General features: G+C 57.6%; 24 protein-coding genes. 17 read left to right on the forward strand and 7 right to left on the reverse strand.

Translation table 11 applies throughout. The features are described 5' to 3' along the window. Positions 1-189: 189 nt before the first annotated feature. A complete protein-coding gene (locus FFB58_RS13580) occupies positions 190-576 on the reverse strand; it encodes a VOC family protein (protein WP_138370164.1) in 387 nt (128 codons plus the stop codon). A 1-nt stretch (position 577) separates the two neighbouring features. Then, positions 578-1,735, reverse strand: a complete 1,158-nt coding sequence (locus tag FFB58_RS13585; RefSeq protein WP_138370165.1) for an MFS transporter — start codon at positions 1,733-1,735, stop codon at positions 578-580. A 121-nt stretch (positions 1,736-1,856) separates the two neighbouring features. On the opposite strand from FFB58_RS13585, the gene FFB58_RS13590 reads away from it, so the two are divergent. Then, complete coding sequence (locus FFB58_RS13590) at positions 1,857-2,627, forward strand: DeoR/GlpR family DNA-binding transcription regulator (protein WP_138370166.1); 771 nt, start codon at positions 1,857-1,859, stop codon at positions 2,625-2,627. Here the strand turns inward: FFB58_RS13590 and FFB58_RS13595 are convergent. Further along, entirely contained in the window at positions 2,624-2,920 is a 297-nt protein-coding gene (locus tag FFB58_RS13595) for an SH3 domain-containing protein (protein ID WP_138370167.1), read from the reverse strand. The two genes, FFB58_RS13590 and FFB58_RS13595, sit on opposite strands and share 4 nt — an antisense overlap. Positions 2,921-3,128: 208 nt before the next feature. Here FFB58_RS13595 and FFB58_RS13600 point away from each other — a divergent pair, with 208 nt between their 5' ends. From FFB58_RS13600 to FFB58_RS13630, 7 genes are all read left to right on the forward strand, one after another. Further along, positions 3,129-4,250: a cupin domain-containing protein gene (locus FFB58_RS13600; protein WP_138370168.1), complete on the forward strand. Its 1,122-nt coding sequence runs from the start codon at positions 3,129-3,131 to the stop codon at positions 4,248-4,250. Positions 4,251-4,476: 226 nt separating this feature from the next. After that, positions 4,477-5,214 (forward strand): DUF3944 domain-containing protein, encoded by a 738-nt coding sequence (locus FFB58_RS13605; protein WP_138370169.1) that lies wholly within the window; start codon positions 4,477-4,479, stop codon positions 5,212-5,214. Beyond that, the gene (locus FFB58_RS13610; RefSeq protein ID WP_138370170.1) at positions 5,211-6,095 is read left to right on the forward strand and encodes a hypothetical protein; all 885 of its coding nucleotides are present in this window, start codon (positions 5,211-5,213) and stop codon (positions 6,093-6,095) included. The genes FFB58_RS13605 and FFB58_RS13610 overlap by 4 nt, the downstream gene beginning before the upstream one ends. Before the next feature lie 229 nt (positions 6,096-6,324). After that, the gene (locus tag FFB58_RS13615; protein ID WP_138370171.1) at positions 6,325-7,257 is read left to right on the forward strand and encodes an ATP-binding protein; all 933 of its coding nucleotides are present in this window, start codon (positions 6,325-6,327) and stop codon (positions 7,255-7,257) included. Between the two features lie 127 nt (positions 7,258-7,384). Continuing rightward, complete coding sequence (locus tag FFB58_RS13620; protein WP_286172738.1) at positions 7,385-8,533, forward strand: hypothetical protein; 1,149 nt, start codon at positions 7,385-7,387, stop codon at positions 8,531-8,533. Beyond that, a complete protein-coding gene (locus FFB58_RS13625; protein ID WP_138370172.1) occupies positions 8,530-10,164 on the forward strand; it encodes a hypothetical protein in 1,635 nt (544 codons plus the stop codon). The genes FFB58_RS13620 and FFB58_RS13625 overlap by 4 nt, the downstream gene beginning before the upstream one ends. An 8-nt stretch (positions 10,165-10,172) precedes the next feature. Continuing rightward, on the forward strand, positions 10,173-10,841 hold the full coding sequence (locus tag FFB58_RS13630; RefSeq protein ID WP_138370173.1) for an OmpA family protein: 669 nt from the start codon (positions 10,173-10,175) through the stop codon (positions 10,839-10,841). A 71-nt stretch (positions 10,842-10,912) separates the two neighbouring features. Here the strand turns inward: FFB58_RS13630 and FFB58_RS13635 are convergent, their stop codons facing one another. Continuing rightward, positions 10,913-11,098 carry a DUF2767 family protein gene (locus FFB58_RS13635; RefSeq protein WP_039030548.1) on the reverse strand — a complete coding sequence of 62 codons (186 nt, stop codon included), beginning with the start codon at positions 11,096-11,098 and terminating at the stop codon, positions 10,913-10,915. A gap of 210 nt (positions 11,099-11,308) precedes the next feature. On the opposite strand from FFB58_RS13635, the gene FFB58_RS13640 reads away from it, so the two are divergent. From FFB58_RS13640 to foxA, 3 genes are all read left to right on the forward strand, one after another. Continuing rightward, positions 11,309-11,542 carry a DUF2171 domain-containing protein gene (locus FFB58_RS13640; RefSeq protein WP_039030547.1) on the forward strand — a complete coding sequence of 78 codons (234 nt, stop codon included), beginning with the start codon at positions 11,309-11,311 and terminating at the stop codon, positions 11,540-11,542. 137 nt (positions 11,543-11,679) lie between these two features. After that, a complete protein-coding gene (locus FFB58_RS13645) occupies positions 11,680-12,660 on the forward strand; it encodes a helix-turn-helix domain-containing protein (protein ID WP_286172739.1) in 981 nt (326 codons plus the stop codon). A 120-nt stretch (positions 12,661-12,780) separates the two neighbouring features. Then, complete coding sequence (gene foxA / locus FFB58_RS13650; protein ID WP_138370174.1) at positions 12,781-14,889, forward strand: ferrioxamine B receptor FoxA; 2,109 nt, start codon at positions 12,781-12,783, stop codon at positions 14,887-14,889. A gap of 94 nt (positions 14,890-14,983) precedes the next feature. Here the strand turns inward: foxA and FFB58_RS13655 are convergent, their stop codons facing one another. Continuing rightward, positions 14,984-16,399: a PLP-dependent aminotransferase family protein gene (locus FFB58_RS13655; RefSeq protein WP_138370175.1), complete on the reverse strand. Its 1,416-nt coding sequence runs from the start codon at positions 16,397-16,399 to the stop codon at positions 14,984-14,986. Between the two features lie 176 nt (positions 16,400-16,575). Between FFB58_RS13655 and FFB58_RS13660 the strand changes: the two genes are divergently transcribed. After that, positions 16,576-16,737 (forward strand): DUF1127 domain-containing protein, encoded by a 162-nt coding sequence (locus FFB58_RS13660; protein WP_138370176.1) that lies wholly within the window; start codon positions 16,576-16,578, stop codon positions 16,735-16,737. A gap of 103 nt (positions 16,738-16,840) precedes the next feature. Here FFB58_RS13660 and FFB58_RS13665 read toward each other — a convergent pair whose 3' ends face one another. Further along, on the reverse strand, positions 16,841-18,232 hold the full coding sequence (locus FFB58_RS13665; RefSeq protein ID WP_138370177.1) for a PLP-dependent aminotransferase family protein: 1,392 nt from the start codon (positions 18,230-18,232) through the stop codon (positions 16,841-16,843). A 101-nt stretch (positions 18,233-18,333) separates the two neighbouring features. On the opposite strand from FFB58_RS13665, the gene FFB58_RS13670 reads away from it, so the two are divergent. Next, positions 18,334-18,813, forward strand: coding sequence for a carboxymuconolactone decarboxylase family protein (locus FFB58_RS13670; RefSeq protein ID WP_039030543.1), 480 nt, complete (start codon positions 18,334-18,336; stop codon positions 18,811-18,813). On the opposite strand, the gene FFB58_RS13675 is transcribed toward FFB58_RS13670, so the two are convergent. Further along, positions 18,800-19,702, reverse strand: a complete 903-nt coding sequence (locus tag FFB58_RS13675; RefSeq protein ID WP_138370178.1) for a LysR family transcriptional regulator — start codon at positions 19,700-19,702, stop codon at positions 18,800-18,802. The two genes, FFB58_RS13670 and FFB58_RS13675, sit on opposite strands and share 14 nt — an antisense overlap. 100 nt (positions 19,703-19,802) lie before the next feature. On the opposite strand from FFB58_RS13675, the gene FFB58_RS13680 reads away from it, so the two are divergent. From FFB58_RS13680 to FFB58_RS13695, 4 genes are all read left to right on the forward strand, one after another. Then, positions 19,803-21,218, forward strand: a complete 1,416-nt coding sequence (locus FFB58_RS13680; protein WP_138370179.1) for an aldehyde dehydrogenase family protein — start codon at positions 19,803-19,805, stop codon at positions 21,216-21,218. 168 nt (positions 21,219-21,386) lie between these two features. After that, positions 21,387-21,710 carry an antibiotic biosynthesis monooxygenase gene (locus FFB58_RS13685; RefSeq protein WP_138370180.1) on the forward strand — a complete coding sequence of 108 codons (324 nt, stop codon included), beginning with the start codon at positions 21,387-21,389 and terminating at the stop codon, positions 21,708-21,710. After that, entirely contained in the window at positions 21,703-22,098 is a 396-nt protein-coding gene (locus FFB58_RS13690) for an amino acid-binding protein (RefSeq protein WP_138370181.1), read from the forward strand. Before FFB58_RS13685 ends, FFB58_RS13690 begins: the two co-directional genes overlap by 8 nt. Beyond that, complete coding sequence (locus FFB58_RS13695; RefSeq protein ID WP_138370182.1) at positions 22,073-22,768, forward strand: winged helix-turn-helix domain-containing protein; 696 nt, start codon at positions 22,073-22,075, stop codon at positions 22,766-22,768. The genes FFB58_RS13690 and FFB58_RS13695 overlap by 26 nt, the downstream gene beginning before the upstream one ends. Positions 22,769-22,821 lie beyond the last annotated feature (53 nt).

Here is a 22,821-nt window from a genome sequence, read left to right on the forward strand (position 1 = left end):
GACAGGAAACGCTTCGGCGATTTTCAGCCGGACCAGGGAGTTGCTGTGTGTGTTTTATTCTGCTGAACGTTCTTTATCGCTGGTGGATAGTTGCCGCCCGGCGGCGCGTTGCTTGTCGGGCCTGGGGCTTTTGTAGGCCGGGTAAGGCGTAGCCGCCACCCGGCGATGCTCCCTTATTGGCACGGTGGATCACTCCCCCACCAACTCAATCCGGTTCCCGTCCGGGTCCGCAATTACCGCTTCATAATAACCATCACCCGTCATCCGTGGGGCGCTCAGTAGCGTGTTTCTCACCCGCGCCTGCTCTGCCATCCGATCCACATTCGCCTTGCTGCCGACGTTCAGGGCGATATGCGCCCAGCCGACAAACTCCGGGTACGACGGGCTGTCGGGCAGATCCGGTACCGTCATCAGCTCGATGGTCGGTCCGTCGGAAAGCGTTATAAAGTGCGATTCAAACCCCGGCCGGTTTTTGCTGAGGTAGCGTTCGTTACTCTGGCCGCCAAAAACGGTCTGCCAGAAGTGAACCTGGGCGTCCAGATTACGGGTCCAGAGTGCGACGTGTGCAATATTCATCTTATCCCTCGCTGCGGGCAGGTTGAGAGGCGGTGACGGTCACGGAGAGCGCTGCGACGACCAGCATCAGCACCATAATGACCATAAACGCCTGGGTTAATGAGGTGGCGTGGGCCACGTAACCGATAATCGCGGGCCCGGCGAGCACGCCGAGATAGCCAAGCGTGGTGATGGCCGGGACGGCAACCGCCTGCGGCATGCGGGTCTGGCGGCCAACGGCGGAGAACATCACCGGCACGATGTTGGCGCAACCGGCGCCCACCAGCACATAGCCCAGCAATGACAGCTCCCACTGCGGGACAAACGTCACCAGCGCAAAGCCTGCGGCGGCGACCATCGCGCCGCCCACCACGGCGCGCAGGGGGCCGGTACGGGCGATCAGCTTATCGCCGGTCAAGCGGAACAAGGTCATCGCTATCGAGAAGCAGGTGAAGCCGAGGCCGCCCAGCGATTCAGGCACGCCGCGCACTTCGGTGAGGAATACCGCGCTCCAGTCCAGCACCGTGCCTTCGGCGAGAAACACCGCAAAGCAGATCAGGCCAATCAGCAGCACCACGCCCCGCGGCACCGCGAAGGCCGGGCCGGATGCGGGATTGGCCCAGGGCAGCAGCCCTTTCAGGCTGAAGGCCAGCAGGATCACCACGCTGAGAAGGATAACCAGGCAGGCGACAAAGGCGCTGGCCCCGAGGGTCAGCAGCAATGTCATCGCTCCGGCCCCGGCAATCCCGCCGACGCTGTACATGCCGTGGAAACCGGACATCACCGGCTTTGGCGAGTCGCGCTCGACGATAATCGCCTGAATGTTCATGGCGCAGTCCGTCACCCCGACCCCGACGCCGAACAGCAGCAGGGCGGCGGCGAGCAGGCGCGGATCGGGAATGATCGCAAGCCAAGGCGTAGTGAGCACAACGATCGCCATCGCGGTGATAATCACCCGGCGGCAGCCGTAGCGGCTGGTGAGCATCCCGGTGAGCGGCATCGCAATCAGCGCCCCCATCCCAAGACAGAGCAGCAGCGAGCCGAGCGTGGCCTCGTTAACGCCGGTATTCGCTTTGGCGTAAGGCACCAGCACCGCCCAGGTGGCGGTAACGTAACCGGCAATAAAAAAGACGATCCGGGTGGCAAGCCGCTGGACGGCTCCGGTGGTCTGAGAGATCATTTCACATCCTTACAGGGTTGAACCTTTGTCCCGGCGCGAGCACGGGACAGAATTGACAGAGCAGGTCGTCATGCAACATTATGCACGTTGTTGCTCGATTCAAATCCAGAGAAGATAATTTATGCTCGATTATGCAGCTTTCCCGGAACAACGACAAGATCTGATCCGCCAGATCCTGCAGGAAAATGGCCGGGTGGTATGCGCCGAACTGGCGACCCGAATGCAGGTGTCGGAACACACCATTCGCCGGGATTTACATGAGCTTAGTAAAGAAGGGATCTGTAAGAAGGTCTACGGCGGGGCGGTGCTGCAGCTGGCGGATGCCGGAAATTTCATCAGCCGCGAGCAGAAAAACCACGCAAAAAAAATCACGATCGCGCAGAAAGCGGCAACGTTGATTAAAGCGGATAGCTGCATTTTTATCGATACCGGCACCACCAACCTCGCTCTGGCGAAGGCGCTGCCGTCAGATCTGGCCGTCACCGTGGTGACCAACTCCCCGGCCATCGCCGCCGAGCTGCTGCGCCATCCGCTGTGCGAGGTGATCATCACCGGCGGGCAGATCCAGCGTTCGTCTGGCGGTGCGGTAGGGGCCACGGCGGCCAGCCAGATCCAGGGGATTATCTTCGATCAGGCGTTTATCGGTGGCTGCGCGATGGATCCCGGCATGGGGCTGACCGGGTTCGACTTTGCCGACTGCGAGTTCAAGAAAGCGGTGATTAGCCAGAGCAGCCAGACCATCGTGGCGCTCACCACCGACAAAATCCCCGGCGTGGCGCGCTTTGTGGTCGCGAAAAGCAGCGAAATCGACGTGCTGGTGGTGGAAGCCGATATGGATGGTGAAGTGATCGAAGCGTTCGCGGCGCAGGATGTGCGGGTGATCAGCGCCTAACGCACCTCAAATACCACCGCCTTCCAGTTAACGCGGGTTACCGGCGGAAACTCGGGGTAGGGCTCGACGCGGGTGCAGGCACCCGCCCAGATAAACGTCTCATCATCAATCCGGTACCAGTGCGGATTGCCCTGCACCGCATCGCCCAGCACCGCCGCCTGGATGCGCACCAGGCTCCCCTCGGGCAGTTCACCGGCCACCGGGGAGTAAACGGACGGGCTCTCCTTACGGGTATAGACCGCCATCAGGGTCTTCACGCTGGCGGAAACCGGAAGTTCAATGAATGGGCTCATGGCACGCCTCATAACAATACGCTCTTAGTGATTAACGATATAAGTCGCTCTGTAACTCGCGCTCACGATAAAGCGTGAAACTGACAGGCTGTGTCATACGAATGGCTGAATGCGGTAGGTTTTCATCCCTGCTTGACCCACGACAAGGCAGCACGCTGCCGCCTCTTCCTATAATCACACCCGTTTGTCTTTTTAACTGGTGCTAACCATGGCGTATCAACTCAACCTGAACTGGCCGGAATTTTTAGAAAAATACTGGCAAAAGAAACCCGTTGTCTTAAAGAACGCACTGCCGAATTTTATCGATCCAATCAGCCCGGATGAGCTGGCAGGGCTGGCGATGGAGCCGGAAGTGGACAGTCGCCTGGTCAGCCATAATGAGGGCAAATGGCAGGCCAGCAACGGTCCGTTCGAGCACTTCGAGGGCTTAGGCGAAACCGGCTGGTCGCTGCTGGCGCAGGCGGTAAATCACTGGCACGCGCCTGCCGCCGAGCTGGTGCGTCCGTTCCGCGTGTTGCCGGACTGGCGTCTGGACGATCTGATGATCTCCTTCTCGGTGCCGGGCGGCGGCGTGGGCCCGCATATCGATCAGTACGATGTGTTTATCATCCAGGGGATGGGCAGCCGTCGCTGGCGCGTGGGCGACAAGCTGCCGATGCGTCAGTTCTGTCCGCATCCGGCGCTGCTGCATGTCGATCCCTTTGAGCCGATCATCGACGAAGATCTGGCCCCGGGGGATATCCTCTATATTCCGCCTGGATTCCCGCACGACGGTTTTACCCATGAGACGGCGCTCAACTACTCCGTCGGCTTCCGTGGGCCAAACGGCCGGGATCTGATCAGCAGCTTTGCCGACTACGCGCTGGAAAACGATCTGGGCGGCGAGCACTACAGCGATCCGGATCTCACCTGCCGCGAGCATCCAGGCCGGGTGGAGGCTTACGAGCTGGAGCGTCTGCGCAAAATGATGATCGACATGATCAGCAAGCCGGAAGACTTCAAGCAGTGGTTTGGCAGCTTCATCTCCACGCCGCGCCACGAGCTGGATATCGCCCCGGCGGAACCAGAGTACTCACCAGAAGAGGTGCTCGACGCGCTGACGGGCGGCGAAACCTTGACCCGCCTGAGCGGACTGCGGGTGCTGAACGTCGGCGGCAGCGTCTTTATCAACAGCGAACTGCTGGAGACGGTGGATGCCAACGCGGCAGATGCGCTGTGCCGCTACACCGAGCTGGGTCAGGCGGAGCTGGGCGCTGCCCTGCAAAACCCGGCATTTGTGGAAGAGCTGACCGGACTGATTAACCAGGGGTACTGGTTCTTCGACGAGTGATTTTGTACCTAAAACATACGGCTTTTGCTAACTGCAAAGGCCGTTTTTTTTGCCCGTTAGCAACTGACACTTTCTGTCATCCTGTGCGGTTATTCTCATCCCTCGCAAAATCTAAGGAATTTCATTGTAGTTTTTGGTGCAGATGCCGTTAACCCTTATCAGGGCACCAGATTTAAAACAAATTACGCAATAAAAAATGAAAACAGCATTCGGATGGTAAAGAATAATGGGAAAATTCAGAACAGATAAAGATCTGGAACTGCTCCGCTACTCGGATAATGAGATGCTGGAAGTATTAGTGAATTATCTTACTAAGGATAAAGACGGCTCGACGCGTTACACCGAATCATTAACGGGAGATAAGGCTTTTCAGGAAGCAGGCAAAGATTATAAACAGGTCTGGCAGCTTATTGCGGCTGAGTTGCAGCATTTTGGCGGGGATACTTTTGTTAATCTCTTCCGCGGGAATGGCGTTGTTTATAAAGAAATCCTTATCGATGTGTGCAAAAAATTATCTGTTAAAACCGATTTCTCTGTAGACGTCGTGGATATTGAGCAGGCATTGCTGGCTAAATTGTTCACAGATTCCTGGGAAAAAATGAATGAGGATGAGCGCAGGAATATCCGTAATCAATTCAAAATAGATGGCAACCTTGCCAGTAGCGCTGCGCTCACTGCGATCATTACGTCTATTCGTATGGGCGGTTTTATGTCTTATCAGGTGGCGATGATTGTGGCCAATGCCGTAGCTAAAGCGATCCTCGGCAAAGGGTTAACGTTCGCCGCGAACGCTGGCCTTGCGCGAATGATTGGCATCTTTACCGGCCCGGTAGGCATGGCAATCACAGCCTTACTCACTATCCCTGCAATCAGTGGTCCTGCGTTTCGTGTGACGTTGCCCGCAGTCGTACAAATTGCTGCAATGCGTCAGCAAATGCTCAGTAAAAAGGAGGATTTCTTTTGAAAGAGACCTTACTGACCATTGACTGGGTCAACGTATATAAGGAAGTGAAAAGTGCTCTGGAAACAGGGCATGCCGTCATTCGGGATGGTGTCGCATATTGGCATTCCCTGTCCGGAAAAAGCGGTATCGCTCAGCACCTTCCTCTAAAAGAGGTGGTGCTTGATACCGCTTCTATCGGAGAAATCAAGCAGTTGATGCAAATGGCGCAAAGCATGCAGCTGGCGGCGGTGGGCTTATCAACAGGCGTCATTGTGGGCGCGATGGTTATGCAGACCATGTATCTGGCGCAAAAAATTGATAAGTTGCAGCAAAGCATGGACCTTATCTCAGAAGATGTTCATGCCCAGAACGTCATTTTCTATATGGGAAAATTGTCGCGCTATTTTGGCGTTGTTGAGTCTGCACGGGTGATGTTACTGGATAGAAGAGTGGCAGAAGAAACCCATGACGTTGCGGCAACGCTTATCGCTCAGATGGGGAATGAGAGGAATGAGGTTCTCTCTTTTATTGATAACTTACTCTCCTATGCTGGTAAGCTCAGCGACAGACATTTAGATCAGGTTCTGGATTTTATTAACATCATGCTCGATCTAATGCCAAAGGCTATCTATATCGAAAGCCAGCTTTGTGACCGGTACGGGAAATTCAGGCTGGCTGAACATCTGATGCGTGAAAATTCGCGACGTTATGCCGCCACGCTGGAACATTACCGTCAATGGTGTAATGGCAAAGTGAAGGATAGTATCAGCGGGCGCGCCGACCCGCAGGCGCTGGCATTTACCCGTAAACAGGAGGATCTACGCCTGTTATTCAAATCGGAAGATAACGCTCTGTTGTTGCAGGAACTGGTTTCTTTCGCACCGCTCACCCTGAAAGCCTGATCCCAATAATGCCTGGAAACAGTCCGGGCATTGATCAAATTTTTATTCTGCCGGTATGTTCTGACACGATATGTCAGTCCTCTCTTCTACTTTTTACTCCATAGACCAATATTGGTAGTTCTGCTGAATACATTATAAAAATTAACTGTAGTTTTTTTAGAGGCTGCCGTTAACCCTATGACGCCCGTAACTTAATTTAAATTTGTTATAGCCCATGATGAGGTAATAAATGTCCCTGGGACGTATCCGGCCGCAATTTACGCAGGGGCTAGATAAACCACCTGCCAACGAAGAAAAAAAAGCGTTTACTTCCGCCGTTACCCCGCGATTTACGCTGGAAGGTGATGTGACACTGACGGCACAGGTCATTGCCCAGCTTGATGAAGCCAGGGCTAAAATCGACTATTTCCATAAAATCTATGTTGAATGGGGATTTGCGGCCGTCGACCCGGTTGGCAATGGCATTGTGCTTAACTTCTTTGGTCCACCGGGTACCGGGAAGACCCTGACGGCTGAAGCGCTGGCGGGGAGTCTTCAACGTAATATCATGACTGTCAGTATCGCCGATCTCGAAAGCAAATTTATGGGGGAGACCTCCAAAAATATTGCTGCGCTTTTCCGTCAGGCTACTGATGAAAATGCAGTGCTGTTCTTCGATGAAGCTGACACCTTGTTGGGAAAACGTCTCTCCTCTGTCACCCAGGGGATCGATAACGAAGTGAATGCGATGCGATCGACTTTGCTGATCGAACTGGAAAAACATACCGGTATCGTCATCTTCGCCACAAACTTTGTCAAAAACTACGACAGCGCCTTCCTGAGCCGCATCACTCATCATATTGGTTTCACGTTACCTGGTGACGACGAACGTTTTCGCATTTGGGCGAAACTGTTCGTCGCTGCTATCCCGCTTGCCGAAGCGCGGGAAACCATGCTGGAACAGGCCACGTCGCTCTCGGAAGGCTTGTCGGGCCGTGATATCCGTAATGCTATGCGTCTGGCATTGCCTAAGGCCGTACTGGAATCAGAACAACAACTTACGCTGGAGCATATCGAAAGCGCGTTAACGCAAATTCGTGATGCCTACGGCGCGATTTCAGACGCGTCCTCATCCATTCCTCCCCACATTAACACAGCAAAAAAAATGCTCGGTTTGAGCTAAGGATTTAGTCATGAGTATCTGGAGTCGTGTTAGCTCTTTCGCTTCTTCTGTCGTGTCTTCATTTAGCAGTGCTGTTTCTTCAGTAGTCAGTAAAGCCAAAGAAGTCGCCGGTAGAGCGATCAATTTTATGGCAGAGAAAGCGGAAGGCTTCATCGGAAAAGTCAGCCAGATGTGGCAGCGCATTAAGCCTCATATCGCCACCGGGCGAAAGATCCTCCAGGTGTTAGGCGGATTTATCGGCCATCCATGGGTGAAAGCAGCGCTGGTCGGGCTGGATCGTGCCCTGGCGTGGCTGGAAAAACTCGATAAACAACCGCTGGTGAAAAAGCTGCAAAAAGCGCTTGAGTGGGTCATTAACTGGTGCAAAGACGCTCGTCAGAAGCAGATGGAGGAGGAAGAACTGGCAGAGGCGCGTCGTCACGCGCAGGCGATGGCAGAAGCCGAACGCGAACTAAACGGAGAGGAGAAAGAGGCGGTATCGGCATTCTCCATCGTGAATAACTACCTGATTGCCAAGGCGGAAGTGGACATCGCCGTGAAACGCGACACCCTGCAGGATTTCGAATATTTCCTGCGTTTGCGTGCGGTGCAAAAGCTGCTGGCCTTCTATGAAACCCGTATGCAGGCCGTTAATTCAATCAGCGATATTGATGCCGATATGCATTTTATGGTTTACGCGGCAAACGCGCTGATCCAGCAGGATGCGGAGTTCAGCGACGCAGACACGATGCGCCTGGATGAACTGACTCAGCGCCAGTTTGGCAAGCCGATTATCCCGTTTGTGTTTGAAGAGATGATCATTGCCTGGGAGAAAAGTCGCCAGCTGTTGGAAGAGGAGTGGGAGAAGAAAAATAGCGCCCTTGCAAAAGATCAACTGCTGCATAAGCGTCTGGTTCGCGCACAGAAATACGAAGAGCTGGAACCTGCGGAAGTGAGCGCCCTGAACGATCTGAAAATCACGCTGCCGCGTGACACGGCAGATCTGGAGCAATTAGGTGACGATCTGCAGGCGCGTCGCAGCTATGTGAACGCGGCGGAAGGATTCCTGCAGATGCTGGAAAAAGATGAACAACAGCTGATTGCTGAAGGGAAAGAATATCTGCTCGATCAGGGCGCTACCGTCGGCGCATTACTGATCGACTGCTCCCAGAACGATCGTGCCTGGTCCTCACTTTCGCTAAGTGAACAAAGCCTGATCACCGATTTTGCCAATATCTTTGGCGCTGATTGCCAGAAACGTACCGAAACGGGTCTGCTGGTTGAGGTGATGGCATGAATCTGTTGATTGAGATTGGTCACTTTTTAATTCCTGGCTTCGATGCGCTGCAGTTGGGCTTTTTTGCCGTTATGCTGCTGGCCGTACTGTATACCTGGCTGAATGTCAGACGTTATGCCAAGGAGCCATACTGGCAGCAGGCCTGGGAGCGAAGCGGGTTACAGGCTGCGCAGCCGGGGATGAGCGCTGAAATGGGTTCGGCCGCTGAGCTGAGCCAGTCGCTGGCGACCAAAGCCGAGAAAATGGCCGCTATCATGCCAGGCATGCTATTGATCCTCGGCCTGCTGGGGACGTTCCTTGGGCTGGGGCTGGCGCTCGATAAAGCCTCAAGCATTTTGCATAACTCCGGGAACAGTATTGGGGCGATGGATTCCTCAATGCGCGATCTGATGGAGATGATGCAAGGACTCGGGACGAAATTTAAAACCTCCACCTGGGGGATCATCGCCTTTATCGTGCTCAAAATCTGGGAGTCGAAAAATGGCTATGAAGAGCGCCGTCTGAACTGGTGTATGACCAAACTTCAACAGACGCTGACTGAAGAACATGCATTGCAGACCGCGGAAAATGTCTCCCGTCAGCAGCTGCGAGAAGCCGGACGTAACGCGACAACTGAGCGTCTGGTTGAGGCGATGGCACTGCAAACGACCGCTCTGCGCGAAGAGTTCCGCCAGCAGGCGGCGCGCAGTGAAGAGCAGGAAGCACAGCGCCATCAGTACCATCTCGCAGCATTGAACGAGATTGCGGAGATCAACAACCAGTCGCGTAATCTGCTCGAAACCTACACCCGTAACAGTGAAGAGAACCTGGCGGCACTGCAACAAGCGGCCGCAACCATGAGCGCGGCTTCGCAGCAGGTTTCCGGTTCGGCGGTGAGTCTTGAAAAGGTGGTCTCGACGCTGGGCAGCGATCTTGGTGATGTGATGACCGAGATTAAGCGTGAGCTGTCGCAGGTGGTGAATGACATGAATGCCGACTTCACCCGCAACGTGCAGCAAATGAGTGACAAGCTGGCGGATTCTACCAGCCAGCTCAGCACTACCATGAATCAGATTGAAATTTCTCTGAACAACGCCATCACCAGTATGGATGAGTCATTCAGCGGCAACATGGTCCAGATGGCCGACAAGCTGGAGTCAGCGACATCGCAGATCAGCGAATCGGTCAACAACATGTCGTCACAGATCCACTCCACCATGACTACGGTGCAAGAGACGACCGAAAAAGCGGCCGATATTCAGCGTAAGGTGATGTATGGATTCACCGAAACCAGTGATACGTTGAATGAGAAGGTCACCTCAATGACCACCTACATCGAGCGCGTCACGAAGGAGATCACCGGAGGCCTGGCGGCGGTATCAGAAGGTAACCGCAAGATGGAGTTCTACATCAAACGCTTCAGCGAGGCCTTTGATCTACTGGGGACGCTACCTGCAACCATTGAGCACATCACTACAAACGTTACTGAGCTGTGCGCACGCATCGATAAGCAGATTTCAGCACAGCAGTCGGCCGACGAACGCAGCACGATCGTCCGCTCTCTTATGGATATCAACCGCAATATGAGCACGCTGGCCACTGATGCTCAGTATTACAGAGGGCTCCTTGAGTCCGAACGCGCTGAGGCCTGATATATTTTATGAAAGAAAAACCGAATGAGTGGATATCCATTTCCGATCTGATGGCAGGCGTGATGGCTGTGGTGATGCTGATGCTGGTGTTATCGGTGCTGCAAAACAAAGTGGCTGATGTGAAACGCGAGCAGGAAAAAAATAGCGGCCAGGCGGCTGCTCAGCAAAAGCTGAACGCCATGATGCACAGTATGCAAAAGGAGATGGAAGATAAGGGCGATGCGGCGCTGGTGGGGTTTGATATGGGCACCGGTAAAATCACCCTGCGTGATAAAATTTTTGCCCGCGGCAGCGCCTGCATTACCGATCAGGCCAGAGATGCTCTGGCAAGACTGGCACCACGGATTCAGGAGTTCGTTAGCGGTTCAACCAATACGCAGGTCTTTGTGGAAGGCCATACTGATAATCTCGGTGTGAATAACCCGGTAGTGGATTACGCCCGTTTTTGCACGGTGTATGACGACAACTACACACTGTCAGCTGCCCGGGCACGTGAGGCACGTAAGCTATTAATAGCTAATCTCAATGACCAACAGTCGCATCGGGTAATTGTGGCCGGTTTTGGCGATTCGCAGCCTCTGAAAGGGATCTCACCGGAAGATGAGCGCAACCGTCGGGTTGAAGTACAGTTCCTGACGCATGCGTCTGCGCGTCAGGAGCAGGATACCAGTCTGTAAACCATCGCCAGCCTTATGGATTGCGAGGGATCGTAAAGACGGCGCGGAGTACAAACCCCGCGCCGCCTGACTTACGCTGCGAGGATGTGACAGGCTTTCCAGTAATCAAGAAGACGCTCGTCATCTTTCTCTCGCTCCGCTTTCGTTTTCATGGCCCGTGCCAGATTCTCTCTCGACACCTCCTGGCCTTTTTGTACGACATCTAAAACCGCTTCACCAAGAGCCAGGGATATTTCGGTGCGATTCGCTTCTACCATATATGCCTCCGTGTTGAGTGCGTGACTTTAATTATGAGGCATAATCGCCACCCTATAATATTCTCAGTTTATTCTTATTTATTTCGCCAGACCCTTAAACGCTTCGGGAAATAATGTTTCGAAATGCTAATGAAGCGGTAGAAACGTTATTTATGGACTACAGTTAGTTTCGTGCAACAACCCGTGGAAACCTAATGAGGAGAATTAATTATGGTAAACAAGAGTGAAATCAAGGACCATGCTCAGGTAATGGCTAGCTGCGGTACCCACGTCGGCACGGTTGACCATCTCGACGGTGAACGTATTAAGCTGGCAAAAAATGATTCTGAATCCGGCGGCAAACACCATTATATTCCGCTGGAGTGGGTCGATAAAATTGACGGCAATAATGTGGTGCTGACTAAAAACCATAAAGAGGTCTTTGCCGGCTGGCAAGAAGCCTGATAATCGAAGCCGCAACGTAAATATATTTAAGCTCCGACAATATGTTGGAGCTTTATATTTATTAAATTAGCCTGCATTGCCGCCGCGTTAAAGGAGTGATACTGTTTTATTTTTAATATGCTTCTCCAGGCGCAGGTATGTCCAACACAATGCTCCCTCAAACGACCCCCACAACGAAAAAGACCTTTTCCGTTGCTGACTTTAAGGTCTTCGGCGAGCGCTACGGCATCGACTACCGTTTTCCGCTGCTGACGGATGCCTGTGCCAGCACCAGCCCGGTTCTGCACGGCGATGTCGAAGAGATGACCCTGCCGTCCGGCATCTCCTTAACCCACTCCGATGTGCGCGTTCTGCAACCCTATGAAACCACCTCCCGCCACAGCAGCCCGCTGTATGTGCTGGTGGTGCTCGAAGGCTGCGTGACCCTGACCCTCAGCGGCGAAGTTTATGCGGTTCGTCCGGGCATGGCCTTCAGCGCCAGGCTGAGCGAACAGCAGGCGATGTCGGCCCGTCATGATGCGGATATCGCCCTGAAAACCCTCTCTTTTGGTGTCTACCCCGACGATGCCCGCCGGGAAACGCTCCTCGCCTCGCTGCTTGAGCAGTGGGAGAGGCTGAACGCGCCGACCTTTGTCTGGCAGGTGCCGGACTTTGTGCTGGCCGGGATCCAGCACGCCCGCCAGCGGGAGCGGAGCAGCCTGTCGCGCCAGCTGCTGCTGGAAGGGGTGATGTATCAGCTGCTGGGCCACGGCCTGCACCTGCGCGAGCAGGGGGGTGCGGCGCGGGTAAGCGCGTCCGGCGGGGAGCATGCCCGGCTGGAGCAGATCCGCCACCTGCTGGAGAATGCCCCGGAGCAGGAGTACAGCCTCGCCCAGCTGGCGGCCCGGGCGGCGATGAGCCCCAGCAGCCTGCGCAGCAAGTTCCGCCAGGCCTACGGCTGTACGGTGTTCGACTACCTGCGCGACTGCCGCCTTGGGCTGGCGCGCCGCTATCTGCTGGAGGGCCACAGCGTGCAGCAGGCGGCCTGGATGTCCGGCTATCAGCACGCCACCAACTTTGCCACCGCGTTTCGCCGTCGCTACGGCATCTGCCCCGGCGCGGTCCGCAACGGCTGCTAATCCGTTTTTCTCTCATCGCCAACGCCATTCGTGCGGTTTGGCATTGCGCATACGTTCTCTGGCAGCGCGCATAGCTATCTTCTAAATGAAAAAGGTAATAATTCTCATTAATAATTAGAAATAGCTCTGGAGATTTTCATGTTCGCTAAATCGCGGCTGGCACTGCTGGTGGGATGGGTAACCGGGAGCGTCGCGCTTCCCCTGATGGCGCAGGATACGCCGAAAACGGAAACCGTTGTGGTGACCTCGCAGATGCAGAGCGGCGCGACCAAGCTGGAGACGCCGGATATCGAGACCCCGCAGGCGGTGTCGATTGTGACCCGCGAGCAGTTTGAAGAGCAGGGCGCCACCAGCGTTCGCCAGGCGGTGAGCTACACCCCGGGCGTCTACAGCAACCAGATTGGTGCCTCGAACCGCTTTGACTACATCGTGCTGCGCGGCTTCTCCGACGGCAGCCTGGACAACGTCTATCTCGACGGCCTGAAGATGATGGGCGACACCAACTCCCACAGCTCGCTGGTGGTTGATCCCTGGTTCCTGGAAAATATCGAAGTGGTGCGCGGCCCGGCCTCGGTGCTGTATGGCCGCTCGTCGCCGGGCGGGATCGTGGCGCTCACCTCGCGCAAACCCTCGTTCGATCCGGGCGGTGAGATCAAGCTGTTCGCCGGGAATAACGATCAGCGCGGGGCGATGTTTGACGTCACCGGCGCGCTGGATGACAACGACCGCGTGGCGGCCCGTCTGAGCGGCATGACCCGCTACGCCGACTCTCAGTTTGATCCGCTGAAAGAGGAGCGTTACGCTCTGATGCCAAGCCTGACCTGGCGCATCACCGATAACACCCGTCTGGATCTGATGGCCTATCTGCACCGCGATCCCGAGGGCGGCAGCCACTCCGGCCTGCCATACGACGGCACCGTGGTGCCGCATAACGGGAAGATGATCTCCAACACCTTCTTTGAGGGCGAGGACGACTACGACAAGTACGATCGTCGCGAGGAGATGGTCGGCTACAACATAGAGCACATGTTTGACAGCGGCTGGTCAGTGCGCCAGAAGCTGCGCTATCTGCACACCAAAGTGGAGCTGAACCAGGTCTATGCCGCAGGCTGGCTGAACGACACCGAGCTCAACCGCGGTTACTCCGGCTCTGACGAGAAGATGGATGCCATCACCATCGACAACCAGGTCGACGGCAGCTTTGACACCTGGGCGGTGAACCACCGGGTGCTGATTGGCCTCGATTATCAGGATCGCAGCAACAACACTACCGGCTACTACGGAGGCTTCCCGCCGATCGACGCCTTCCACCCGGTGTACGGCGCGAAGCCTGACTACATCACCATGTACAGCCAGGAGAAGCACAAGCTGCGTCAGACCGGCTACTACCTGCAGGATCAGCTCTCGCTGGATAAGTGGCGTTTGACCCTGGGCGGTCGCTACGATCAGGTGAGCGTGTCGAATATCGACAAGCTGAACGATACCCGCAGCGATCTGGACAAGAACAACTTCAGCAGCCGTGCGGCGTTGCTCTATCTGTTTGATAACGGGATCGCGCCGTACATCAGCTACTCCACCGCCTTCACCCCGACCAGCTTTGCCGATGTCAACGGCGATCTGCTGGATCCGATGAAAGGCAAGCAGTGGGAAGCGGGCGTGAAGTTTGAGCCGGAGGGGATGAACAGCCAGTTCAGCGCCTCGGTGTTCCGCATCAACCAGAAAAACATCGCCACCAAAGAGGAGCCGACCGATCCGTACCGTTCTATCGGTGAGATCGAGTCCGAAGGGGTGGAGCTTGAAGCGGTAGGGCAGCTGACCGACAGCCTGCGCCTGCAGGCGGCGTATACCTATACCGACATCCGCTACAAGAAGAGCAGCCCGGAGGAAGAGGGCAAGCGTGCGGTCTATGCCCCGCGCAACATGGCCAGCGGCTGGCTGAGCTATGACGTCAAAACCGGGCCGCTTGATGGCCTGACGGTGGGCTCCGGCGTGCGTTACGTTAATGGCGTGACCAGCGATCGCATGAACACCCATACGCTGCCGTCCTACACGCTGGTGGATCTGGCGGTGGGCTATGACCTGTCGAAGGTGGGGCTGACCGGGGTGAGCGCGCAGCTGAACGTCAACAACCTGACGGACGAAAGCTACGTCGCGGCCTGTAACTCGCTCTCTTACTGCTACTTTGGTGCCGAACGCAGCATTGTCGGCAGCGTGTCGTGGAAGTTCTGATGTAAAACTGCCCGGTGGCGCTGCGCTTACCGGGCCTACGGTTTTTTCCCTCTCCCCTTTGGGGAGAGGGTCAGGGTGAGGGGAACAGGCCGCACTACCCCGCCATCGCGATATTCACCGCTTCCCCCATCTGTTCCACCGCCGCGCGATGCTTCTCGTTGGGCGGCAAGGCACAGTTAATCCGCAAACAGTTCCGGTACTTTCCGGAAGCCGAAAAGAGCGATCCGGCGGCGATCTGAATGTTAAACCGGGTTAACTCCCGCGAAACGCAAACCATGTCCACATGTTCAGGCAGCTCCACCCACAGCATGTAACCCCCCATCGGGCGCGTCACGCAGATCCCACAGGGGAAGAACTGCCGCACCCAGCAGGTGTAGGTATCAATATTCTGCTGGTAGATCTGGCGCATCCGCCGCACGTGGCGATGGTAATACCCTTCCCGGATAAAGGCGGCCAGCGCCAGCTGGCTGACGGGCACGTTGGTGCCGCTGGCGGCATACTTCATGTGCATGATCCGGTCGTGATAGCGGCCCGGGGCGATCCACCCCACCCGCAGTCCGGGGGCGACGGTTTTGGTAAAGGAGTTGCACAGCAGCACCCGGCCATCGATGTCCAGCGAGTGGATGCTGCAGGGACGCGGATATTCAAACGCCAGCTCGCCGTAAATATCGTCTTCAAAGATCACGATATCGTGGCGCTGGGCCAGCGCCAGCAGCTGACGCTTGCGGGCTTCGGGCATGATAAACCCGAGCGGGTTGTTGCAGTTGGGCACCACAATCACCCCTTTGATCGGCCACTGCTCCAGGGCCAGCTCCAGCGCTTCCACGCTGATCCCGGTCACCGGATCGGTGGGGATCTCGATCGCCTTGATCCCCAGACCACGCAGCATCTGCATGGTGCCGTAGAACGAGGGGGATTCCAGCGCCACGATGTCGCCGGGCTTACAGATCGTCAGCAATGCCAGGGAGAGGGCGCTGTGACAGCCGCTGGTGATGATGAGATCGTCGGCGGTGACCACCGATCCGGCGTCCAGCATCAGGCGGGCGATCTGCTCGCGCAGCTCACGTCGCCCGGCGAGCTCGTCGTAGCTTAAGATCTCTTTGACGCTGTGCTGCGCCAAACGGCTCAGCTCTTTCCACAGGGGCTTGAGGCTCGGCTGGGTCAGGTCCGGCTGGCCGCCGCCAAAGGCCGTGATGTCGGTTTTGGTACGCCCCTCCATCAGGGTCAGCACTTCATCCCACTGGGTCACCTCCACCGGACGCTGCACCGGGCGCGACATCGCCGGCACCGGCGGCTGGGCCTTACGCGGAGCAACAAAATAGCCCGAGCGCGGCTGGGGGGTGATCAGCTGTAAGTTTTCGAGGATCTGATAGGCCTGCTGTATGGTGCTGATGCTGACGCCGTGCTCCTGGCTTAGCGCACGCACCGAGGGTAAACGCTCTCCGCTGCGATACAGCCCCTGCTCAATGCGTTCCGCCAGAAGATTGGCCAGATGTTGGTAGCGCGTCATGCTGTATCCCTCATTGTCACCATACAGAAAATAAAACCAGTACAGATGGCGGTAAAAATCGCCATGCAGTTCTTGTTTTAGACGATCTGTATGTTAAAAAAAAGTAATTTTTGAATCTGTATTGCAAGGTGCGTAATCCGTGATGATAACCCCTCAGACCACCTGAGGAGAACATCATGGAATTCAATGAAAATCGTGCCAGACGTCCTTTTGCGATCTTTATCCTGACGGGAAGAATTTTTGCCCGCTGGTATCGCATCAACCGCACGCGCAAGATTTTGAGCCAGTTAAGCGATGAGCATCTGAAGGATATCGGACTGTCGCGACATGATTTGTAACTTGCGGGGGTATCGCCCGGTGGCGCTACGCTTACCGGGCCTACGGATCGTGCGGCCTGGGGTTTCGTAGGCCGGGTAAGGCGTAGCCGCCACCCGGCGCGTTTCAGCGCAACAGTTCAAGCGTCTGCTGCTTCGGCCGTTCCAGCAGGGCGATGGCCTCCTGATACGACCGCACGTTGTTATACCCCATCACCAGCCCGTAGCGCTTGCCCGACCCGCTGTACCACGCCGACAGGGCATTCACCTGCAGCTGCTGCTGTTGCCAGCAGCGGGCGATCTCCAGGTCGCAGCTGCCTCTGGTTAAGAACGCCACGATGTGCATCCCGCCGTCGTTCTGCTCGGTGAAGAAGCGATCCCCGTAGACCTCGTGCAGGGCGGCGATCATCCAGTCGCGCCGCTGCTGGTAGAGGGCGCGCATCTTTTTCAGGTGGCGGAAGAAATGACCCTCGTTGATAAAGGCGGTGAGGATTTTTTGCGTCAGCACCGGCTGGCCGCTGGCGAGCAGATCGGCGCAGTCGTTAAAGGCCGACACCGTGCTGGCGGGCATCACCACATAACCCAGGCGCAGGGACGGCATCACGGTTTTGCTGAAGGTGCCCATGTAGATCACCCGATCCTGACGATCGAGGCTTTTCAGCGACGGCAGCACCTTGCGGGTGTAGTGAAACTCGCCGTCATAGTCATCTTCAACGATCCATGCTTCGTTGCGGGTGGCCCAGTCGAGCAGCTGCTGTCTTCGCGGCAATGAGAGAGTGACCGCCAGCGGGCTCTGGTGCGACGGCGTGACGATGGCAAACCGGGCGTCGGCGTGCTGGCGCAGCAGGTACTCCGTGTCCATCCCGGCGCGATCTACCGGCACCGTATGCAGACGCGGCACGATGCGCCGGAGCAGCTGCTGGCCCATAAAATAGCCCGGATCTTCAAATACCACCTTGTCGTTGCGGCTGGCGAGGGTGTCGAGGATCAGGCGCAGGCTGCCGCTGTAGCCGCTGGTGATCAGCACCTGATCCGGCGTGCAGGCGAGCCCGCGGGAAATGTTCAGGTAGCTGGCGATGGCCTGGCGCAGGGGAGCCCAGCCCATCACCGGCGGGTTGAGCATCTCCTCCTGGCGCATGGCCCGCACCGCCTGTCCCGCCAGCAGCAGCCATTTCTTGTACGGAAAGCTGTCCAGCGCCGGGATGCCGGGGCGCAAAAAGCCTGCGCGTTCCCGCTGGCTGACCAGCGATTCCGGAAGCGTGCCGGTGATGGGATCGTCGGACACGGGGGCCGCGACCGGCAGGTTTAAGTCCGGGTTCACCCGGGTGCCGCGCGCCCCCTGGCTTACCAGATAGCCCTCGCCGATCAGAATGGCATAGGCGGTTTCAACCGTTTTGCGCGCCACCTTCAGCTCTTCGGCCAGCACGCGAATGGCAGGCACCTTGTCGCCAGGCTTGAGTACGCCGCGGGTGATGTTGTCCCGATAGCGGGTGTAGATCTGGTGATAGCCCGGCTTCATGTCCTACCTCGTTTCGCGCTTTTTGTATCTTTTTACTATGTCATGAACGGCGTAAATTTACCCCATCGCATGACCCATCCCGCACAAAAAGAGGAAAGACAATGAGCACTCGCGTTAACCACCATAAAGCCACACCTGCCCTCGCTAAAGCCCTGTCCGACCTGAGCATGGCGGTGGGCCAGACCTCCATCGATCCGGCGCTGAAGCACTTGATCGACATCCGCGTCTCCCAACTCAACGGCTGCACCTTCTGTCTGGATATGCACTCGAAAGAGGCCAAAATTGCCGGCGAGCGCGAGCTGCGCCTGTACCATCTGGCCGCATGGCGCGAGTCGCCGCTGTTCAGCGCCCGTGAAAAAGCAGCGCTGGCCTTCACCGAAGCGCTGACGCAGATCGGCCCGCACGGGGTCAGCGACGTGCTCTACCGCAGCGTGGCGGAACATTATTCGGAAGTGGAGATTTCGGAGCTGAACTTCGCCATCGTGGCGATCAACGCCTGGAACCGCTTAGGCATCACCTCCCGCATGGAACCGGGCTCGCTGGATGCCGCCTACGGCCTGAACAAGGCTAACCTCGAGTAAGACCGCGCTCGCGGATCATTGCCACCAGCGCCTGCAAACCCGGCGGGACGTGGCGATGGCCGGGGTAATAGAGCCGCAGTCCGGCAAAGGGCTGCGTCCACTCCTCCAGCACGCTCACCAGCTCTCCGCTTTTCAGCTCCTGCTGAATATAGCGTTCCGGTAAAAATCCCACCCCCAGCCCGGCCTTTACCGCCCGGATCGAGGCAAACAGATCCGAGGTGGCAAAACGCGGCGGCACCGCCAGGGCAATCTGCTCCCCGCGCCGCTCCAGCTCCCAGCGATAGATCCCCCCGTGCGCCATGCGCATGCCGATCCCCTGATGCTGCAGCAGATCGTCCGGGGTTTCTGGCGTGCCATGACGGGCAAAATAGTCCGGCGTGCCGGTGACGAGCTGGCGGATATCCGGGGTAAGCCTGATGGCGATCATGTCCTGCGGCACCGACTCCGCCAGGCGCACCCCCGCGTCGTAACCTTCCGCCACGATATCGATCATCCGCGCCTCGCTCACCGTTTCGACGCGCATTTTCGGGTAGCGGATCATGTAGTCGATCAGCAGCTCGTCCAGGAACAGGGTTCCCACGTTATTCGGCACGTTCAGACGCAGGGTGCCGGCAGGTTCGTCGGCATCGCTGTGGATCTCACTGCTTGCCTGGCGGATCTCCTGCAACGCAGGGCCGACGCGGGCCACAAAGCGCTGTCCCGCCTCGGTGAGCGCCACGCTGCGGGTGGTGCGGTGAAACAGGCGGGTTTGCAGACGGCTTTCCAGCCCGGCAACGGCGTTACTCGCGGCGGTGGCCGACATCCCCAGCTCCTGTGCGGCGGCGCGAAAACTGCCGCGACGCACGACGGCCATCACCACTTCCAGCTCTGTCAGTCCTGAACGGTGCATAGATTATCCTGAAAATCGAAACAACCTTTGCAGCATAGCGTGGATTATCGTAACGGAGAAGGCGTGCCAGACTCTTTCCATCCAGTCTGAGGAGGTCGTTATGCATCACATCGAACAGATTTATATCAACGGTGAATTTGTCACCCCACACGGCAGCGAGCGCTTCGATCTGTTTAACCCGGCGACGGCACGGGTTATCGGGCAGGTACGTCTGGCCGACGCGGTGGATGCCGAACGCGCCATTGCCGCAGCGAAAGCGGCGTTTCCGGCATGGGCAAAAACCACAAAGCAGGAACGCATCGCCGCCCTGCAACGGATGCACGCTGCCGTGGCCGCCCGCCACGACGATCTGCTGGAGGCGGTGATTGAAGAGTACGGCGCGCCCGCGTCGCGCTCGGCGTGGATGGCCAGCTATCCGGCCGAGGTGATTGCCCAGGCCATTGAGGCGCTGGAGGCGTTTGAGTTTACCCTTACGGCCGGTGCAGCAAAGGTTGAGATGACGCCGCTCGGCGTGGCCGGGCTGATTACCCCCTGGAACAGCGATGCGGGCTTTATCTGCGGCAAACTGGCGGCGGCGCTGGCGGCAGGCTGCACTGCGGTGATCAAACCCAGCGAGATGAGCGCCCTGCAGACGCAGATTGTGACCGAGGCGCTGCACGCGGCAGATCTGCCGCCGGGGGTGTTTAACATCGTCACCGGGCGCGGCGACACGGTGGGGGAGACGATAAGCCGTCACCCGGATGTGGCAAAAATCTCGTTTACCGGTTCGACCCAGACCGGCAAAGCGATCCTGCGCAACGCGGCGGAGAACTTTACCCGCGTCACGCTGGAGTTAGGCGGTAAATCGCCGACGGTCGTGCTGGATGATGCCGATTTGTCGCAGGCCATTCCGCTGGCGGTGCAGGCCGGGCTGATGAACAGCGGCCAGGCGTGCGTGGCCGGAACGCGCATTCTGGTGCCGCAGTCGCGCAAGGCTGAGATCGAGCAGGCGCTGGCCCGGGCCATCGCGGCGGTGCAGTCGGGGGATCCGCGCGATGCGGCCACCGAGGTCGGCCCGATGGTGAGCGAGAAACAGTGGCTGCGGGTGCAGGGATACATTCAGAAAGGGCTGGCGGAAGGGGCGCGTCTGCTGGCGGGCGGGGAGGGGCGGCCGGAGGGCACACGTGACGGGTGGTTTATCCGCCCGACGCTGTTTACCGATGTGCACAACCAGATGGCCATCGCCCGGGAAGAGATTTTTGGCCCGGTGCTGTGCGTGATCGCGTATCGCGATGAGGCAGAGGCCATCGCCATTGCTAACGATACAGAATATGGCCTGAGTGCGATGGTGCTGGGCGGCGACGCGGAGCGCGCCCGTCGGGTGGCGCAGCAGCTCCACGCGGGTCGCGTGCTGGTCAACACCCTCGCCCACGAGCCCAAAGCGCCGTTTGGCGGATTTAAGCACTCCGGCGTAGGGCGCGAGATGGGCGCATGGGGCATCAGCGCATTTCTGGAACCGAAGTCAGTCCTCGGCTAAAAAACGCCCGGCGGCGCAAGCTTGCCGGGCCTACATGTGGCCCGTAGGCCGGGTAAGCGCAACGCCACCCGGCATCCCGGCGCAGAAATGCCACATTTCGCTTTTCACCGAAGCATTCTCCTGCTCACTCCTGCACTCTCTCCTTAACCTCACAATGGAAAGAACATCATGATTGCAGTCCTGTTTGAAGCCAAAGCAGCCCCCGCACACCAGGCGCGCTACCTGCAACTGGCCGCCGAGCTAAAGCCACTCCTGGCGGATATCGACGGTTTTATCGATATCGAACGTTTTCAGAGCCTGACCACTGACGGCAAAATCCTCTCCCTCTCATGGTGGCGGGACGAGGAGGCGATCTGCCGCTGGAAGCAGAACGTATTTCATCAGGCGGCGCAGGCCGAAGGACGGGCATCGATCTTTACCCACTACCGCATCCGCGTGGCGGAGGTGGTGAGGGAATACAGCTCTGAAACCGGAGGGCACGCCGATGTATGACGTTCATGTGATATTCAACGATACTCCCGGCGAACTGGCGCGTTTTGGGCAGCTTCTGGGGTGCAACGGCGTTGGGCTTGAGGGCGGCGGCGTGTTTGGCGTGGATGCGCACTTTCTGGTGGCAGAGGGCGAAAAAGCCCGGCGCGTGCTTGTTGATGCCGGTTTTAACGTGCAAATGGTGCAAAAACCGCTGATTCGTAAGCTGAAGCAGGAGCGCCCTGGCGAACTGGGCGAGATCGCCGCCGCGCTGGCAGCGCAGGGGGTGTCCATCCTGACGCAGTACAGCGATCATGCGAATCACCTTATTCTGCTGACGGATAATGATAAGCTGGCCGCAGAGATCACCGAGCCGTGGGCAGCCCATGCTAAAGACGAGTTTACCTCCTGATAACAGTGCCGCGCTGGAGCTGGCCGTTGCTGCTGTCGCGGCGGCGATGGCCGATCCGTCGCGGGTCAAAATGCTCTGTGCGCTGATGGACGGGCGGGCGTGGACCGCGACAGAGCTCAGCGCCGTGGCGGATGTGGCCCCCTCAACCGCCAGCGGACATCTCGCCCGGCTGGTGGACGGCAGACTGATAACCTGTCTTTCTCAGGGTCGGCATCGCTACTATCGCCTGGCGGGGCACGACGTGGCGGAGCTGGTGGAGCAGATGATGGGCCTGTCCTGGGCGCGCATCACGCCGCCGCAGACAACAGCGCCAGAGTCGATGCGTCTCGCGCGCACCTGCTACGACCATCTGGCGGGCACGGTCGCCGTGCAAATCTATGATTTTATGCAGGCCGGGGGCTGGCTGACGGCGGACGGTTCGGCCCTCACCGTGAAAGGTCGCGAGGCGTTTCTGGCAATGGGGATTGTGCTAAAGGCTAACCCCCGGCGTAAAGCCTGCTCCGCCTGCCTGGACTGGAGCGAGCGCCGCTTTCATCTTGGCGGCGAGGCGGGCGCAGCGCTGCTGATTCATCTTGAAACCAAAGGCTGGATCAGACGGGTAGAAGGCTTTCGCGAGGTGACGGTAACCGCGTCAGGACGACGGGCCATTGATAAACACTTCGGCCGCTGAAACATTGCCCGGCGGCGCAAGCTTGCCGGGCCTACATGTGGCCGTAGGCCGGG

It is taken from the genome of Enterobacter sp. MF024, assembly GCF_005843915.1.
GTDB lineage: Bacteria > Pseudomonadota > Gammaproteobacteria > Enterobacterales > Enterobacteriaceae > Enterobacter > Enterobacter barmai.

Bases quoted from the DNA above. Each gene is read 5' to 3' on its own strand.
- FFB58_RS13580 (WP_138370164.1), bottom strand. From the start codon at position 576: ATGAATATTGCACACGTCGCACTCTGGACCCGTAATCTGGACGCCCAG.
- FFB58_RS13585 (WP_138370165.1), bottom strand. From the start codon at position 1,735: ATGATCTCTCAGACCACCGGAGCCGTCCAGCGGCTTGCCACCCGGATC.
- FFB58_RS13590 (WP_138370166.1), top strand. From the start codon at position 1,857: ATGCTCGATTATGCAGCTTTCCCGGAACAACGACAAGATCTGATCCGC.
- FFB58_RS13595 (WP_138370167.1), bottom strand. From the start codon at position 2,920: ATGAGCCCATTCATTGAACTTCCGGTTTCCGCCAGCGTGAAGACCCTG.
- FFB58_RS13600 (WP_138370168.1), top strand. From the start codon at position 3,129: ATGGCGTATCAACTCAACCTGAACTGGCCGGAATTTTTAGAAAAATAC.
- FFB58_RS13605 (WP_138370169.1), top strand. From the start codon at position 4,477: ATGGGAAAATTCAGAACAGATAAAGATCTGGAACTGCTCCGCTACTCG.
- FFB58_RS13615 (WP_138370171.1), top strand. From the start codon at position 6,325: ATGTCCCTGGGACGTATCCGGCCGCAATTTACGCAGGGGCTAGATAAA.
- FFB58_RS13620 (WP_286172738.1), top strand. From the start codon at position 7,385: ATGGCAGAGAAAGCGGAAGGCTTCATCGGAAAAGTCAGCCAGATGTGG.
- FFB58_RS13625 (WP_138370172.1), top strand. From the start codon at position 8,530: ATGAATCTGTTGATTGAGATTGGTCACTTTTTAATTCCTGGCTTCGAT.
- FFB58_RS13630 (WP_138370173.1), top strand. From the start codon at position 10,173: ATGAAAGAAAAACCGAATGAGTGGATATCCATTTCCGATCTGATGGCA.
- FFB58_RS13635 (WP_039030548.1), bottom strand. From the start codon at position 11,098: ATGGTAGAAGCGAATCGCACCGAAATATCCCTGGCTCTTGGTGAAGCG.
- FFB58_RS13640 (WP_039030547.1), top strand. From the start codon at position 11,309: ATGGTAAACAAGAGTGAAATCAAGGACCATGCTCAGGTAATGGCTAGC.
- FFB58_RS13645 (WP_286172739.1), top strand. From the start codon at position 11,680: ATGTCCAACACAATGCTCCCTCAAACGACCCCCACAACGAAAAAGACC.
- FFB58_RS13655 (WP_138370175.1), bottom strand. From the start codon at position 16,399: ATGACGCGCTACCAACATCTGGCCAATCTTCTGGCGGAACGCATTGAG.
- FFB58_RS13660 (WP_138370176.1), top strand. From the start codon at position 16,576: ATGGAATTCAATGAAAATCGTGCCAGACGTCCTTTTGCGATCTTTATC.
- FFB58_RS13665 (WP_138370177.1), bottom strand. From the start codon at position 18,232: ATGAAGCCGGGCTATCACCAGATCTACACCCGCTATCGGGACAACATC.
- FFB58_RS13670 (WP_039030543.1), top strand. From the start codon at position 18,334: ATGAGCACTCGCGTTAACCACCATAAAGCCACACCTGCCCTCGCTAAA.
- FFB58_RS13675 (WP_138370178.1), bottom strand. From the start codon at position 19,702: ATGCACCGTTCAGGACTGACAGAGCTGGAAGTGGTGATGGCCGTCGTG.
- FFB58_RS13680 (WP_138370179.1), top strand. From the start codon at position 19,803: ATGCATCACATCGAACAGATTTATATCAACGGTGAATTTGTCACCCCA.
- FFB58_RS13685 (WP_138370180.1), top strand. From the start codon at position 21,387: ATGATTGCAGTCCTGTTTGAAGCCAAAGCAGCCCCCGCACACCAGGCG.
- FFB58_RS13690 (WP_138370181.1), top strand. From the start codon at position 21,703: ATGTATGACGTTCATGTGATATTCAACGATACTCCCGGCGAACTGGCG.
- FFB58_RS13695 (WP_138370182.1), top strand. From the start codon at position 22,073: ATGCTAAAGACGAGTTTACCTCCTGATAACAGTGCCGCGCTGGAGCTG.